This is a genomic window from Mesorhizobium sp. M7A.F.Ca.US.002.01.1.1 (genome assembly GCF_004022955.1).
GTDB classification, from domain to species: Bacteria; Pseudomonadota; Alphaproteobacteria; order Rhizobiales; family Rhizobiaceae; genus Mesorhizobium; species Mesorhizobium ciceri.
Genome location: NZ_RZQE01000117.1, coordinates 1 through 14,037 on the forward strand (window position 1 = coordinate 1; position 14,037 = coordinate 14,037).

At 63.6% G+C, this 14,037-nt stretch carries 17 protein-coding genes; 6 read left to right on the forward strand and 11 right to left on the reverse strand.

The genetic code is table 11. The features are described from left to right. Positions 1-850, reverse strand: an 850-nt coding sequence (locus EN932_RS14270) for a serine dehydratase beta chain (protein WP_206618934.1), incomplete at its 3' end; no start/stop codon positions are given. 178 nt (positions 851-1,028) lie between these two features. Here EN932_RS14270 and EN932_RS14275 point away from each other — a divergent pair. Then, on the forward strand, positions 1,029-1,742 hold the full coding sequence (locus EN932_RS14275; RefSeq protein WP_013531782.1) for a DUF599 domain-containing protein: 714 nt from the start codon (positions 1,029-1,031) through the stop codon (positions 1,740-1,742). Here the strand turns inward: EN932_RS14275 and EN932_RS14280 are convergent. From EN932_RS14280 to EN932_RS14310, 7 genes are all read right to left on the reverse strand, one after another. Beyond that, positions 1,721-2,512 carry a YdcF family protein gene (locus EN932_RS14280; protein WP_127385486.1) on the reverse strand — a complete coding sequence of 264 codons (792 nt, stop codon included), beginning with the start codon at positions 2,510-2,512 and terminating at the stop codon, positions 1,721-1,723. The genes EN932_RS14275 and EN932_RS14280 overlap by 22 nt on opposite strands. 7 nt (positions 2,513-2,519) lie before the next feature. After that, positions 2,520-3,050, reverse strand: a complete 531-nt coding sequence (locus EN932_RS14285) for a hypothetical protein (RefSeq protein WP_127385485.1) — start codon at positions 3,048-3,050, stop codon at positions 2,520-2,522. Position 3,051: 1 nt separating this feature from the next. After that, positions 3,052-4,617: an amidase family protein gene (locus tag EN932_RS14290; RefSeq protein WP_127385484.1), complete on the reverse strand. Its 1,566-nt coding sequence runs from the start codon at positions 4,615-4,617 to the stop codon at positions 3,052-3,054. After that, entirely contained in the window at positions 4,617-5,072 is a 456-nt protein-coding gene (locus EN932_RS14295; protein ID WP_128368877.1) for a GNAT family N-acetyltransferase, read from the reverse strand. The genes EN932_RS14290 and EN932_RS14295 overlap by 1 nt, the downstream gene beginning before the upstream one ends. An 8-nt stretch (positions 5,073-5,080) precedes the next feature. Further along, the gene (gene gatC, locus EN932_RS14300; protein ID WP_013531787.1) at positions 5,081-5,368 is read right to left on the reverse strand and encodes an Asp-tRNA(Asn)/Glu-tRNA(Gln) amidotransferase subunit GatC; all 288 of its coding nucleotides are present in this window, start codon (positions 5,366-5,368) and stop codon (positions 5,081-5,083) included. 130 nt (positions 5,369-5,498) lie between these two features. Further along, positions 5,499-5,915 (reverse strand): hypothetical protein, encoded by a 417-nt coding sequence (locus tag EN932_RS14305; RefSeq protein WP_082827391.1) that lies wholly within the window; start codon positions 5,913-5,915, stop codon positions 5,499-5,501. A gap of 24 nt (positions 5,916-5,939) precedes the next feature. Further along, positions 5,940-6,647: a metal-dependent hydrolase gene (locus tag EN932_RS14310; protein ID WP_128368878.1), complete on the reverse strand. Its 708-nt coding sequence runs from the start codon at positions 6,645-6,647 to the stop codon at positions 5,940-5,942. A gap of 122 nt (positions 6,648-6,769) precedes the next feature. Here EN932_RS14310 and ruvX point away from each other — a divergent pair, with 122 nt between their 5' ends. Further along, positions 6,770-7,276, forward strand: a complete 507-nt coding sequence (ruvX, locus tag EN932_RS14315) for a Holliday junction resolvase RuvX (RefSeq protein WP_013531790.1) — start codon at positions 6,770-6,772, stop codon at positions 7,274-7,276. Here the strand turns inward: ruvX and EN932_RS14320 are convergent. The 3 genes from EN932_RS14320 to EN932_RS14330 all read right to left on the reverse strand — a co-directional run bounded on the left by EN932_RS14320 (position 7,194) and on the right by EN932_RS14330 (position 9,927). Continuing rightward, on the reverse strand, positions 7,194-7,535 hold the full coding sequence (locus EN932_RS14320; protein ID WP_013531791.1) for a DUF6105 family protein: 342 nt from the start codon (positions 7,533-7,535) through the stop codon (positions 7,194-7,196). The genes ruvX and EN932_RS14320 overlap by 83 nt on opposite strands. Continuing rightward, positions 7,535-8,104, reverse strand: coding sequence for a hypothetical protein (locus EN932_RS14325; RefSeq protein WP_013531792.1), 570 nt, complete (start codon positions 8,102-8,104; stop codon positions 7,535-7,537). Before EN932_RS14325 ends, EN932_RS14320 begins: the two co-directional genes overlap by 1 nt. Before the next feature lie 194 nt (positions 8,105-8,298). Beyond that, complete coding sequence (locus EN932_RS14330) at positions 8,299-9,927, reverse strand: DNA alkylation response protein (protein ID WP_127369565.1); 1,629 nt, start codon at positions 9,925-9,927, stop codon at positions 8,299-8,301. A gap of 193 nt (positions 9,928-10,120) precedes the next feature. Here EN932_RS14330 and EN932_RS14335 point away from each other — a divergent pair, with 193 nt between their 5' ends. The 4 genes from EN932_RS14335 to dprA form a co-directional block, all read left to right on the forward strand. Then, entirely contained in the window at positions 10,121-11,080 is a 960-nt protein-coding gene (locus EN932_RS14335) for an aspartate carbamoyltransferase catalytic subunit (RefSeq protein ID WP_013531794.1), read from the forward strand. Further along, positions 11,077-12,363 carry a dihydroorotase gene (locus EN932_RS14340; RefSeq protein WP_127369566.1) on the forward strand — a complete coding sequence of 429 codons (1,287 nt, stop codon included), beginning with the start codon at positions 11,077-11,079 and terminating at the stop codon, positions 12,361-12,363. The genes EN932_RS14335 and EN932_RS14340 overlap by 4 nt, the downstream gene beginning before the upstream one ends. Before the next feature lie 60 nt (positions 12,364-12,423). Continuing rightward, positions 12,424-13,011, forward strand: coding sequence for a glycerol-3-phosphate 1-O-acyltransferase PlsY (gene plsY, locus EN932_RS14345; protein WP_013531796.1), 588 nt, complete (start codon positions 12,424-12,426; stop codon positions 13,009-13,011). After that, on the forward strand, positions 13,008-14,037 hold a 1,030-nt coding region (dprA, locus tag EN932_RS14350; protein WP_128368879.1), incomplete at its 3' end, for a DNA-processing protein DprA. The genes plsY and dprA, both read left to right, overlap by 4 nt.

A 14,037-nucleotide genomic window follows, 5' to 3' on the forward strand; every position in this document is an offset into this window, starting at 1 on the left:
CCGCCATGGCGTCGATCGACAGCCAGTCATTGGCGAGCAAGGGATTGGGCTTGTTCTGCTGCCATTGCTCCTGCAGCTTGTCATGCAGCATGCGGGCACGGCGGCGCACCTTCAACCCGCCCGGCATGATGCCGTCCTGCGACAGGCCACGGTCGATACAGCCTTTCATGGCGCTCCAGATGCCGTCGAGGCCGGCGTCGAGCGCCTCGCGCGTCATCTGCGTCTCCTCGTTGACGCGTTTCATGTCGGCGATGGAAAGGCCGCTTTTGCCGGCCATGGCCAGCATCTCGACCGCATTCTTGAACGGATAAGGCACTTTCTTGCCTTCCGTCGTCACCGATCCCTTGGCCTTCATCCGCTGCAGTTCCTCTTCGGAAACCACGAAGCCGCCGCCGATCGAATAATAGATGCGCTTGAGCAGCAGGCGGCCGCCGGAATCATAGGCGTAGAACGCCATGCCGTTGGCGTGGCCGGTGAGCGGCGTCTTGCGGTCCAGCACCAGATCGGTGGCCGGATCGAAGCGATAGGTGGGATGGCCGGGCGGCGAAATACGCTTTTCGGCGGCGATGCGGCTGGCAATGCCATCGGCCTGGTCGGGATCGACCGTCTGCGGCGTCAGACCGGCAAGGCCGAGCATGACGGCGCGGTCACTGCCGTGGCCGATGCCGGTATAGGCGAGTGACCCGTGCAGGCTGGCGCCAAGGCGGTCGACCTTCACACCCGCCGGGCGCGGCCAGTCATTTCCCGCGACCTCGTCGAGAAACCGCGCCGCGGCGGTCATCGGTCCCATCGTGTGCGAACTCGAGGGTCCTATGCCGATCTTGAACAGGTCGAAAACCGAAAGGAACACGCGGCGTTGTCTCCTGGAGTCAGGTCGAGGACTACATATAGGAATTCCCACGATGTTTCCGCTCTTTTGGAAATCGCGGCGCTGCACCCGCCGACCTTGTTTGCTCCGGCAGCGACATTGGCACGATCGCTGTATGCGGACATCGAAGCGATCGCGCTGAATGTGATAAATTCAGGCCATGGGCGATTCCCTCGATCTTTCGACAGCCGATCTCGCGGCGCTGGCCTTCTTCCTCGTCGCGTGGCTGCTGCACACGTTTGCCTCCGACGGCAAGCTTGTCAGCCGGGTGTCGCTGACGACGGCGATGAATGCACAGCGGCAAGCCTGGATGCGGACCATGGCCGAGCGCGAGATCCGCATCGTCGACACCGCCATCATGAGCGGGCTGCAGCAAGGCACCGCCTTCTTCGCCTCCAGCTCGCTGATCGCGATCGGCGGCTGCTTTGCCCTGCTCGGCGCGTCCGACCGGGTTCTTGAAGTGCTCAGCGACCTGCCTCTGGGTGGCGCGCCGTCGCGCGCGGCCTTCCAGATAAAGGTGTTTGGGCTGGTGCTGATCCTGGCGTTTTCGTTCTTCAAATTCGGCTGGGCGTACCGGCTGTTCAATTATTGCACGATCCTGATCGGCGCCGTACCGATCCCGCATGGCGAAGCCTCGCGCAATCCGGTCACCGAAACGGCGGTGTGGCGTGCGGCGCAAATGAACATGCTGGCCGGAAAGCACTTCAACTCCGGCCTGCGCGGCGTGTTCTTCTCGATCGGTTATCTCGGCTGGTTCGTCGACCCCATGGTGTTCGTGTTGTCGACGCTGTTGCTGCTGGCGGTGCTGGTGCGGCGCCAGTTCTTCTCGGCGGCCAGGCAGGCGGTGATCGGTCAGCCACCCGGAAAAGGCTGATCGATCCGGCCTGACAGCCAGTAGGCAAAAAGCCCGATCCATTCCCGGATGGCCATGGTGGTGGCCTGCAGCGAATCGGCTGGATTGTCGCGGAACAGGCCGACGCCTTCTCGTCCCGAGGTGCGATAGTCGACCGGCCATGGAACGGTTGCAAAGCCGGCCTTGTCGAACAGCGCCTTGGCGCGCGGCATATGGAAGGCCGAGGTCACCAGCAGCCAGGTCTCGCCGGGCTTCGGCGTTACCAACTCCTTGGTGAAGACCGCGTTCTCATAGGTGTTGCGGGACTTGTTCTCCAGGATCATCCGGTCGGCGGCCACGCCAAGCGCGGTGAGCAGGCGCGGCGCGGTTGCGGCATCGCCCTCGCCATCGAGAAACAACGCGCCGGTGCCGCCGGAGACGACCACCTTGGCGGTGGGAAAGCGCCGGGCGAGAATCGCGGTCTCGACCATCCGATCGCCGCTGCTGTTCAGCTCATAGCCGCCGCGCGCCAGATTGATGGCGCCCTCGAAGCCGCCGCCGAGCACGACGATGCCGTCGACCTTTTCCGGCAGCGGCGGGCGCGCGAAACGCTCTTCCAGCGGATTGAGCATCATGGCGCCGAGCGACGTCCATGCTGACAGTGCAAGGATCAAAAATGCCAGCACGCTGCCGGCGGCCGCCAACCGTCGGCGCCCGATCGTGACCGCGAGCAGTCCCGCCAACAGCAGGAAGATCGCCAGGTTGAGCGGCTGGATGAAGAACCAGAAGATCTTGGAAAGATAGAAGAACATTGGCTGCCTATCGTCGGCTCGAATTCTCACGACCGGTGAAATGCTCGACGGCACTTGTCACAGCCTCGGCCTCGGGCCGGCTCAACTCCCTGCCGAAAACAAGGACGCCGTTGGTGTTGGTCAACCTGATGACTTCCGACAGCCCCGCTTCATCCGTTGGATAGGTATGGTCGAGGATTTCGGCCTCAAGGTGCCCTTTCAAAGGCAATGAGGAACGATTTCGCACAAAACCCCTGACGTCGCGCACGGCTGCCACGTCGGTTAGCCGCAGGGTTTCCTTGCCGAACACCAGCCACATGAAATCCTTGCCGAGGAAGTAGGTGAAGAGGGCAATGATCGCAGTGAACGACAGCAGTCCGAGAGTGCCGCTGGCGACGTTTGCGGGCGACGTGTCGGTCAATCCCATGTAGCCGGTGTAGGCAACGATCGCGGCCCCAACCAGGACGAAGCCCATCCTGAAATCCGAGATGCGCGGTGGGTTGGTTATCAGCAGTTCGTCTTCCGTCTCGACGATGGAAATGCGAGACGGGGGCGGCATGCTACCACCATTTCTCCGGCTGGAATGTGCCGGCGGCCTGCTCGATGACGGCGGCGGTCTGGAACAGGGTTTCCTCGTCAAACGGCCGGCCGATCAACTGAAGCCCGAGCGGCAAACCCTTGGCGTCGAGCCCGGCGGGCACAGCGATGCCCGGCAGGCCGGCCATGTTCACCGTGACGGTGAAGATGTCGTTCAGGTACATCTTGACCGGATCGGCAGCCATGTCCTCGTCGGCGATGCCGAAGGCGGCGGATGGCGTTGCCGGGGTCAGGATGACATCGACGCCGGCGGCGAAGACAGTCTCGAAATCCCGCTTGATCAGATTGCGCACCTTCTGCGCCTGCAGATAGTAGGCGTCGTAATAGCCGGCCGACAGCACATAGGTGCCGATCATGATACGGCGCTTGACCTCACGGCCGAAACCGGCGGCACGGGTCTTCTCATACATGTCGACGATATCCTTGCCCGGCACGCGCAAGCCGTAGCGGACGCCATCGTAGCGGGCGAGATTGGACGAAGCCTCGGCGGGCGCCACGATGTAATAGGCGGGCAGCGCGTATTTCGTATGCGGCAGGGAAATATCGACGATCTCGGCGCCGGCGTCCTTCAGCCAGGCAATGCCCTTCTGCCACAGCGCTTCGATCTCTTCGGGCATGCCCTCGACGCGGTACTCCCTGGGAATGCCGACCTTCATGCCCTTGATCGGCTTGCCGATCGCGGCCTCATAGTCCGGTACCGGCATGTCGACCGACGTCGTGTCCTTCGGATCGACGGAGGCCATCGACTTCAGCAGGATCGCGGCATCGCGCACGTCACGAGCGATCGGGCCGGCCTGGTCGAGCGACGAGGCGAAGGCGACGATGCCCCAGCGCGAGCAGCGGCCATAGGTCGGCTTGATGCCGACCGTGCCGGTGAAGGCGGCCGGCTGGCGGATCGAGCCGCCAGTATCCGTCGCGGTCGCGCCGGCACACAGGAAGGCCGACACTGCGGTTGCCGAACCGCCGGAAGAACCGCCCGGCACCAGCTGCGCATTGTCCAGGCTGCGCGCGGTCCTGGTGCCGCCGGCCGAGACGAAGCCGCCATCACCCTGATGCATCGTCGGCATCACCACCGTGTCTAGGCGCGAGCGCCGCCACGGATTGATGACCGGGCCATAGTAGGACGTCTCGTTGGACGAGCCCATGGCGAACTCGTCCATGTTGAGTTTACCGAGCATGATGGCGCCGTCGGCCCACAGATTTGACGTAACGGTCGATTCGTAGCGCGGCTTGAACCCGTCCAGCACATGACTGCAGGCCTGCGTATGGACGCCTTCGGTGCCGAACAGGTCCTTGATTCCGAGCGGGATGCCTTCCAGCGCACCGCCCTCGCCCTTGACCAGCCTTGCGTCGGACGCCTTGGCCATGTCGCGCGCCTTGTCGCCTGTCACCGCGACATAGGCATTGAGCGCGGGATTGGCGCGATCGATGGCCGAGAGATAGGCCTCGGTGATCTCGGTCGCGGTGATTTCCTTGCCGTGCAGCTTGCCGCGGGCCTGTGAAATCGTCAGCTGGGTCAGGTCGCTCATCAAAGGCTCTTTTCGTAAAACACCGACCACTCGGAATCGGGATAATCCAGCACCGGGCCGCAACGCGAAAACCCGGCGCGTTCGTAGACGGTCCACGCCGCGGGGTGACGGTCGCCCGTCTCCAGCACCAGGCGCTTCAGCCCCTCGTTGCGCGCCAGCGCCTCGACCTGCTCGACGATTTTCGCGGCGATCTTCTGCCCGCGATGCGAGGGCCGCGTGTACATGCGCTTGACCTCGCCGACAGCGCCGTCATGGCGTTTCAGCGCACCGCAGCCAATGGCCATGCCGTTGTCGCGGGCGATGAAGACAGTCGTGTCCTCACCAGCCATCTGCTCGACCGTCAGATGATAGCAATGCTCCGGCGGCGTCAGTTCGAGCAAGGTCTGGTTGAGTTCCTCGACCAGGCCGCGCACGTCGTCCTGCAGTGGCGTTTCAATGGCGATGTCGATTGCCATCGTCCGGTTTACTCCACGACCTTCGGCACGAGGAAGAAATTCTCTTCGGTCGCCGGCGCGTTGGCGACGATGTCAGCTGCCTTGCCGCCGTCAGTAACAACGTCCTGACGCTTCTTCATGTCCATCGGCGTCACCGAGGTCATCGGTTCGATGCCGGAAACATCGACCTCATTCAGCTGTTCGACGAAGCCCAGAATGGCGTTCAGCTCGCCGGTCATCCGTTCGGCATCTTCCTCGCTCACTGCAATGCGGGCGAGATGCGCGACGCGCTTCACTGTCTGAAGATCTACGGACATGTTTTTGCCTCGGGGAAAACCAGTTCGGGCTATAGCGGCGCCGCGCGCGCTGCGCAACATGCATCGTGCGAGAGACCAGGCTGCGGCGGCGGCCTAGTCTTCGGCCATCGATCCACGCACAGGATGATGTCTACGGCAGGGCAACGCCCTCGCACAAATAGTAGCTGCCGCTGTTGCCGCTTGCTTCGCTTTCGTCGTTGACGGGCCGGACCGACACGAGATCGATCTGCTTCTCATTCATTTGCGTCACCGAGAGGACATCTGGGAAGACATAGCCCGGTTCCTGGCAGATGGCCGTCACCGCCCAACTCGGCGAAGCGGTCGCCTTGCTGACCTGCAGAAACTCGCAATTGTATTCCACGCTCTGCAGGCCGTGCGCCGAAAGCACGATGTTGCCGGCGTCGATCAGCGTTTGCAGCGTGTCCTTTTTGGCCTGCGTGCAAAGCTCTTCGGACTGAAGATAGACGCCTTCGATGAAATCATCCGCGGCGAGCGCGGGCGACGCCGCGACAAACATCGAAACGCAAAGAGATCGCCCCAATACCATGGATTTATTCCACTTTAGCTGTTTCTAGATCGTAATCGTCTCACCGATTTTCGGCAACGCCAGCCTTACACCGGATCCTTCCAGGCCGGCCTCGAACTTATCGGCGGTCGGGTCGATCATCGGAAACGTGCCGAAGTGGCAGGGAACCACGGTGTCGAATTTGAAGAAGCGCCGGCAGGCAAGTGCCGCCACCGCGCCGCCCATGGTGAAGCGGTCGCCGATCGGCACCAGGCCTATCTTCGGCTCATGCAACTCGTTGATCAGCGCCATGTCGGAGAAGATGTCGGTGTCGCCCATGTGATAGAGCGTTTTGTCTTCCGGGAAATGCAGGACGAGGCCGACCGGATTGCCGAGATAGGTGTTCTGGCCGCCCTCGCCCGGGAACGAGGATGAGTGCAGCGCCTGGACAAAAGTGGTGGTGAAGCTGCCGCAATCGACGGTGCCGCCGATGTTGCCGGGATTGATCTTCTTGTCGCTGACGCCCTTGCCGACCAGATACATGCAGATCTCGAAATTGGCGACGAGCTGGGCGCCGCTTTTGCCGAGCACCTCCACCGCGCCGCTGATGTGGTCGCTGTGGCCATGCGTCAGCAGCACATGCGTGACACCCTCAGCCGGGCCCTCCCAGCCACCCGTCCATGACGGATTGCCTATCAGATAGGGGTCGATGAGGATCTTGGCATCAGCGGTATCGATCCGAAAGGCCGAGTGGCCGTACCAGGTCAGTTTCATGAATGCATTCCTCGATTTTTGACTTGCCAAAGGATAGAACGCCAGTGGCCCCGAGATCAAAGGGTTACTTGTCCGCCACGCGTTTGACAAAACACCTGGTGGTGAAAGGCGAAGGACGGCCGGTGGGCATTATCACGATCGAAGAATTGCCGGCGCGGTTAGCCGGCGGTAAGACGCTGGCGGGGCTTGACCTCGGCGACAAGACGATCGGCGTCGCGGTCTCGGACCAGAGGTTTTCCTTCGCCCATCCGCGTCCGGTCATCATGCGAAGGAAATTTTCGCTCGATGCGGCGGTGCTGCTCGCCTTGCTACAAAAGGAGAATGCCGGCGCCGTGGTGATTGGGCTGCCGATCAACATGGACGGCTCGGAAGGTCCGCGTGCGCAGAAATCGCGCGCCTTCGTCCGTAACATGGCACAAATGAGCGACCTGCCCTTCGTGCTCTGGGATGAAAGGCTATCGACGGTCGCGGCCGAAAGGACGCTGATCGAGATGGATTTCTCGCGCCGCAAGCGCGCCGGTAAGATCGATTCGGCGGCAGCCGCGTTTATTCTGCAGGGAGTTTTGGACCGGCTTCAGTCGCTCCACGCATCCGCTCGAACGGAACCGGACCCGCCCAGCGCTGTCTGACCCAGCCGGCGATTTCGCGGCGACGGCGGAATGCCCAAAGCGCCATCAGCAGCAACCCGTCGAAGACGCACGTCTTCGCCACCATGCCGGGGATGATCGCCGGATCGATGCCGAGCATCTGACCGTAGAGCTGGAAGAAGAAGTCGTGCATCTGGCGGCTGAGCATCGCGTAGCCGAAATTGATGTCATTGGCCGACAGATAGAACCAGCCCCAGAAAATCGCCATCGGCGCCGCCCAGAATCCGAAGATGTAGCGCATCAGCGGCCTCCCCTGGGATTGGAGCCGGTTTTGGACACCGTTCGGCCTGATATGAGTGAAAGCAGCGAATTGTGGGCTGCGGCTTTTGCCATGCCGTGCGCGACGGCATGGATCTCGCCTTCGCCCGAAGCCGCTGCCGCAACCACGGACCGCCGTTCGGCAAGCATGGCGACATAGGATGCCAGAAGTGCTGCCAGCTGCACGGCAACAGCCATGAACAGCCCGTTTATGCCTTGCGCAGCACCCCCGATGACGATCAGCGACAACACGCCGGACGCGCAGATGAAGGCGATGCGGGCAACGCTGTCGGCGTCCGGGCTGGTCGCGTCGTTGACCAGGGCTTCGACAAAGGCCCAGAAAAACAGAACCGCGACGACCAGCAATGCGGTGGCAAGCGGCGCCACGACAACGAAATTGTCGAGGTTGACGAAGCGGGTACCCTCGATTGTGGCACCGATCACGCCGAGCGCCGCCGCCACACCACGGTTTCCGTCGATGCAGATGAGCGCAAGCAGGGCGAAAACAATCGTCCAGTGCAAGGTCAGAAAAGAGGTCAGTACCTGTCGCATCGGTGTTCCTGCTTCGCAAAGCAGGAGACGGCCAATCTGAACCATTGCCTGCTTGCGCCGGGACAGTGGGCCTTGCCGCTCGCCATCGCAACGGAAACCATTTGTTAAGGTTAACGGAAATTAGCCATATGCGAGAGGATACGGACCAACGCCTCAAAACTGTGGATGGCGCCGGTTTTTGCGATGCTCGCGGCTCAGTTCACCGGCGGATAGAGCGTGTCGATGATCATGCGTGCATCGTGGCGCGAATCGATCATGCCATAGGTGTTGCGCCATTGGCCGGCCAATCGCGTCTCGACGAAAGCGTCGGCGATCCGCCCTGCCCCCAGACGGCGCAATTCTGCCGCCGCAGCCGACAGAGCCAGCTGCTCGGTGAGCAGCCGAGCCGAACCTTCGTCGGTTGTAGCGACCTGCATCGCCGCCTTCAGCACGCCGATCGTGCCGCGTCCGCCGGCGCCGAGATCGCGGTCGATGCCGGCCAGCACATCCTCGAACAGGCCGGGCGCACGGCCAAGCACGCGCAGCACGTCGAGCGCCATGACATTGCCCGAGCCCTCCCAGATCGCGTTGACCGGGGCCTCGCGATAATAGCGGGCGAGCGGCGCCTCCTCGACATAGCCATTGCCGCCGAGGCACTCCATCGCCTCATAGAGCAAAGGCGGCGCGATCTTGCAGACCCAGTATTTGACGACCGGCGTCATGGCGCGGGCAAACGCCGCTTCACCGCGGTCGCTGGCCGCCTCGTCGAAGGACCGCGCCAGCCGGAACGACAGTGCGGTGGCGGCGGCGACATCGAGTGCCATGTCGGCCAGCACGCGCTGCATCAACGGCTGCTCGATCAGGGTCGAACCGAACACCTGACGATGGCGGGCATGATGAACGGCCTCGGCGAGGCCCGCGCGCATGATCGCCGACGAGGCGATGGCACAATCGAGCCGGGTGAGCGTCACCATGTCCATGATCGTCTTCACACCGGCACCGGGTTCGCCGACCATCTCGCCGATGGCATTGACGAATTCGACTTCGGAGGATGCGTTGGAACGGTTGCCGAGCTTGTCCTTCAGCCGCTGGAAGCGGAAGCCGTTGCCCGAGCCGTCACCGAGAACGCGCGGTACGAGGAAGCACGACAGCCCCTCCGGCGCCTGCGCCAGCACCAGGAAGGCATCCGACATCGGCGCCGACATGAACCATTTGTGCCCGGTCAGACGATAAAAACCGCTGCCGGCGCGTTCCGCCCTCGTCACATTGGCGCGCACATCGGTGCCGCCCTGTTTCTCGGTCATGCCCATGCCGAGCGTCAGCCCGGTTTTCTCGACCGGCGGCTTTTGGCTCTGGTCATATTTGCGCGTCGTCACGCGCGGCGCCCATTCACGAAACAGTTTCGGGCTGGCCATCAAGGCCGCTAGCGAAGCGTTGGTCATGGTGATGGGGCACAGATGCCCGGTCTCGAGCTCCGCCGTCAGATAAAACCGGGCGGCACGGACCTGATGGCGGCGGCCGATCTCGGTGTCGCCGTTTTCCCACACCGAGGAATGCAGCCCATTGGCCACGGAGCGGCGCATCAAGGCGTGATAGGCGGGATGGAACTCGACCACGTCGATGCGCCGTCCTTGGCGATCATGCGTCCTCAGCTTCGGCGTCTCGACATTGGCGAGGCGCGCCAGTTCCTGCGCCTCCTGCGTCAGCACGAAACGGCCGAGACCGTCGAGTTCCCGGCGCACCGGATCGGAAAAACGCTCCGCGAGCTGGATCAGCAACGGATCGCCCCGCCAGGCGTTGCCGCCCGTCAGCGGCGGCGGCTGGTTCGTCACGTCGTCGGTCACGCCCAATCCTTCTATCGTCAGAAAGCCACGAATCCGAGGCTGTCGGCTAGATATAGCCAAGCCATGCAGCGCGCGCGATGAAAATACCGGCCGATACAATCGGCCGTCTACACGAAAAAAATGAGGAGAACGGCTCCAATGCAAAGCTGGCGCTTGCAGCCGCAAAGTCTCCACCCTATAGCAGCCCCTTGAGATGACCGACGCTTCGTCCCCCTATCCTCATCGCCATCTTCTGGGCATCCGCGACCTTTCCCCTGCCGACATCGAGCTGTTGCTCGACAGGGCGGACCGGGCGGTCGCGATCTCGCGGCAGTCCGAGAAGAAAACCTCGACGCTGCGCGGCCGCACACAGATCAACCTGTTCTATGAAGCCTCGACGCGCACGCAGTCGTCGTTCGAACTGGCCGGAAAGCGGCTTGGCGCCGATGTCATGAACATGTCGGTGGCAAGCTCTTCGGTGAAGAAGGGCGAAACGCTCATCGACACGGCGATGACGCTGAATGCCATGCGGCCCGACATACTGATCATCCGCCACCAGTCGGCCGGTGCGGCCGCGCTTCTCGCGCAGAAGGTCGGCTGCTCCGTCGTCAATGCCGGCGACGGCGCGCATGAGCACCCGACACAGGCGCTGCTCGACGCGCTGACCATCCGCCGCGCCAAAGGCCCGCTGTCGAAGCTGATCGTGGCGATCTGCGGCGACATCCTGCATTCGCGCGTGGCGCGCTCCAACATCATGCTGCTCAACGCGCTCGGCGCGCAGGTGCGCGTCGTTGCGCCGTCGACGCTGCTGCCCACTGGCATCGAGAAGATGGGCGTCATCGTCACCCGTTCGATGGCCGAAGGCCTCAAGGACGCCGATGTGGTGATGATGCTGCGCCTGCAGCGCGAGCGCATGGAAGGCGCCTTCGTGCCTTCGGTGCGCGAGTATTTCCGCTATTTCGGCCTCGATGCGGAAAAACTGAAGGCGGCCAAAGACGACGCGTTGGTGATGCACCCCGGACCGATGAACCGTGGCGTCGAGATCGCTTCGGAAATCGCCGACGGCCCGCAAAGCGTCATCCAGGAACAGGTCGAAATGGGCGTTGCTGTGCGCATGGCGGTCATGGAAGCGCTGCTCGATCCCCGTCGCAACCAAGAGGGCCGCGGCGCATGAGCATAACGGTCTTTGAGCGCGCCCGCATCGTCGACCCCTCGCGCGGCATCGACGAGATCGGCGCCGTCATCGTCGATGGCCGCAAGATCGTTGCCGCCGGCAAGGCAGCGCTCAACCAGGGCGCGCCCGAGGGCGCCACCATAATCGACTGCGCCGGCAAGGCGATCATTCCAGGCCTGGTCGATGGCCGCGTCTTCATCGGCGAACCGGGCGGCGAGCATCGCGAAACCATTGCGTCGGCGAGTGTCGCGGCGGCGGCTGGCGCCGTCACCTCCATCGTCATGATGCCCGATACCGACCCAGTGATCGACAATGTGGCGCTGGTCGAGTTCGTGCTGCGCACCGCGAAAGACACGGCTATCGTCAACGTCTTTCCGGCAGCGGCGATCACCAAGGGCCTCGACGGGCGCGAGATGACCGAGTTCGGCCTGCTGCGCGAAGCCGGCGCGGTCGCCTTCACCGATGGCCGCCACACCATATCGAGTGCGCTGGTGATGCGCCGCGCGCTGACCTATGCGCGCGACTTCGGCGCCACCATCGTGCATGAGACGCAGGATGCGGACCTCGGTTCATCCGGCGTGATGAATGAAGGCCTCTACGCCAGCTGGCTCGGCCTTTCCGGCATTCCGCGCGAGGCCGAATCCATCCCGCTGGAACGCGACCTTGCGCTGGCGCGGCTGACGCGCGGTTCGTACCATGCGGCGAAGATCTCGACGGCGATGGCGGCAAACGCTGTAACGCGTGCCAAGGCCGACGGGGCGACGGTGACGTCGGGCGTGGCGATCCACAATCTGTCGCTCAATGAAAACGATGTCGGCGAATACCGCACCTTCTTTCGCCTGACGCCGCCATTGCGTGCCGAGGAAGACCGGCTGGCGATGATCGAGGCGGTCAGGGACGGTACGATCGACGTCATCGTCTCCTCGCACGATCCGCAGGATGTCGACACCAAGCGCCTGCCCTTCGCCGATGCGGCGGCCGGCGCCATCGGGTTGGAGACGCTGCTGGGCGCGGCCTTGCGGCTCTACCACAATGGCGACGTGCCGTTGCTGAGGCTGATCGAGACCCTGTCCACGGCCCCGGCAAAACTGTTCGGACTGCCCGGTGGCACGCTGAAGCCCGGCGCTGTCGCCGATCTTGCGCTTGTCGACCTCGACGAACCCTGGATCGTCAGCGAAAGCGGCATTCGTTCGCGCTCAAAAAACACCTGTTTCGAAGGTGCGCGCCTGCAAGGCAAGGTCTTGCAAACTCTGGTTGCGGGCCGCACAGTGCTCTCCGTCTGAGCCGGACAACCCGCGCACCGCGCCTGATCCGGCCAAACTGGGGGAAATGCGGGGGAAACAATGACTTACAGCCTCATCCCATCGCTTGTGTTCGGCTATCTCCTGGGCTCGATTCCGTTCGGGCTTCTGCTCACCCGCGCGGCCGGCCTTGGCGATGTGCGCCAGATCGGCTCGGGCAACATCGGCGCCACCAATGTTCTGCGCACCGGCAACAAGGGCCTAGCCGCGGCGACGCTGTTGCTCGACGTGCTGAAGGGCACGGCCGCCGTGCTGATTGCTGGCTATTTCGCGCCTGACCTGGCGATCTGGGCCGGTCTCGGCGCCTTTCTCGGTCATCTCTTCCCGGTATGGCTGGGCTTCAAGGGCGGCAAGGGCGTCGCCACCTATCTCGGCGTGCTGATCGGCCTTGCCTGGCAGGTAGCGCTGATCTTCGCCGTCGTCTGGCTGGTGATGGCATTCCTCTTCCGTTATTCCTCGCTTGCGGCGCTGACGGCGGCGGTCATCGTGCCGATCGCCCTCTATGTCCTGAGCACGCCGCAAATTGCCGGATTGTTCGTGGTGATGAGCGTCATCGTTTTCATCAAGCACCGGGAAAACATTTCGCGCCTGCTTGCCGGCACCGAGGGCAAGATCGGAGCCAAGGGATGAGCGAGCCGACCGCCGGGCCGCGCCTCAGCGACCGGCAGCGGCTGAGCTGGCTACGACTGATCCGCACCCAGAATGTCGGCCCTGCCTCCTTTCGCGACCTGATCAACCGCTTCGGCTCAGCCGAAGCGGCGCTTGAAATACTGCCGGAACTGATGATTTCGGGCGGCGCCATCCGGATCGCCCGCATCCCGTCCGTTGCCGAGGCCGAGGCCGAACTGGAAACAGCTGGAAAGGCCGGCGCCCGCTTTGTCGGCATCGGTGAAGCAGACTACCCACCCCTCTTGCGCAACATGGATCATCCGCCGCCCCTGCTGGCGGTAAAGGGCAACGCAGCTGTTTTCCGGCTGCCGGGTGTCGCCATAGTCGGGGCACGCAACGCGTCGCTGGCCGGCATCAAGATGGCGCGCATGCTGGCAGCCGACCTCGGCCGCGACGGCTACGCAATCGTCTCCGGCCTGGCGCGCGGCATCGACACAGCGGCGCATCAGGGCAGTCTTGCGACCGGCACGATCGGCGTGCTGGCCGGCGGCCTCGACCAGCCTTATCCGCCTGAAAATGCAGGCCTGTGCGAAGAGATTGCCGAGCGTGGCGCCATCATTTCGGAGATGCCGTTCGGCTGGCAGCCGCGCGCTCAGGATTTTCCGCGCCGCAACCGCCTTGTCGCGGGTGCGGTCCTTGGGCTGGTGGTGGTCGAGGCAGCGCAACGCTCTGGGTCCCTGATCAGCGCCAGGCTTGCCGGCGAAATGGGCCGACTGGTCTTCGCTGTACCGGGCTCACCGCTCGATCCACGCGCCGCCGGCGCCAACGGCCTGCTCAAGGAGGGCGCCACCCTGGTCACCGAGGCATCGGATATTTCCAGGGCAATCGCGCCGCTGACCGGCATGCGAGCGCCCGACGTGCCGCCGTTCGAAGAGCCGCCCGACTTCTTGGCCGCACCACCGCCCGGCGAAAGCGACCGCGCCCGCGTCATCGAGGCGCTCGGCCCGACGCCAGTGCCGGTCGACGAGATCATCCGCCATACCCGCC

Coding starts and splice junctions, on each gene's coding strand:
- EN932_RS14295 (WP_128368877.1), bottom strand. CDS start 5,072: ATGGCAATCGACATCGCCATTGAAACGCCACTGCAGGACGACGTGCGC.
- EN932_RS14325 (WP_013531792.1), bottom strand. CDS start 8,104: ATGCGACAGGTACTGACCTCTTTTCTGACCTTGCACTGGACGATTGTT.
- EN932_RS14335 (WP_013531794.1), top strand. CDS start 10,121: ATGACCGACGCTTCGTCCCCCTATCCTCATCGCCATCTTCTGGGCATC.
- EN932_RS14310 (WP_128368878.1), bottom strand. CDS start 6,647: ATGAAACTGACCTGGTACGGCCACTCGGCCTTTCGGATCGATACCGCT.
- plsY (WP_013531796.1), top strand. CDS start 12,424: ATGACTTACAGCCTCATCCCATCGCTTGTGTTCGGCTATCTCCTGGGC.
- gatC (WP_013531787.1), bottom strand. CDS start 5,368: ATGTCCGTAGATCTTCAGACAGTGAAGCGCGTCGCGCATCTCGCCCGC.
- EN932_RS14340 (WP_127369566.1), top strand. CDS start 11,077: ATGAGCATAACGGTCTTTGAGCGCGCCCGCATCGTCGACCCCTCGCGC.
- EN932_RS14285 (WP_127385485.1), bottom strand. CDS start 3,050: ATGCCGCCCCCGTCTCGCATTTCCATCGTCGAGACGGAAGACGAACTG.
- EN932_RS14320 (WP_013531791.1), bottom strand. CDS start 7,535: ATGCGCTACATCTTCGGATTCTGGGCGGCGCCGATGGCGATTTTCTGG.
- EN932_RS14305 (WP_082827391.1), bottom strand. CDS start 5,915: ATGGTATTGGGGCGATCTCTTTGCGTTTCGATGTTTGTCGCGGCGTCG.
- EN932_RS14275 (WP_013531782.1), top strand. CDS start 1,029: ATGGGCGATTCCCTCGATCTTTCGACAGCCGATCTCGCGGCGCTGGCC.
- EN932_RS14280 (WP_127385486.1), bottom strand. CDS start 2,512: ATGTTCTTCTATCTTTCCAAGATCTTCTGGTTCTTCATCCAGCCGCTC.
- EN932_RS14290 (WP_127385484.1), bottom strand. CDS start 4,617: ATGAGCGACCTGACCCAGCTGACGATTTCACAGGCCCGCGGCAAGCTG.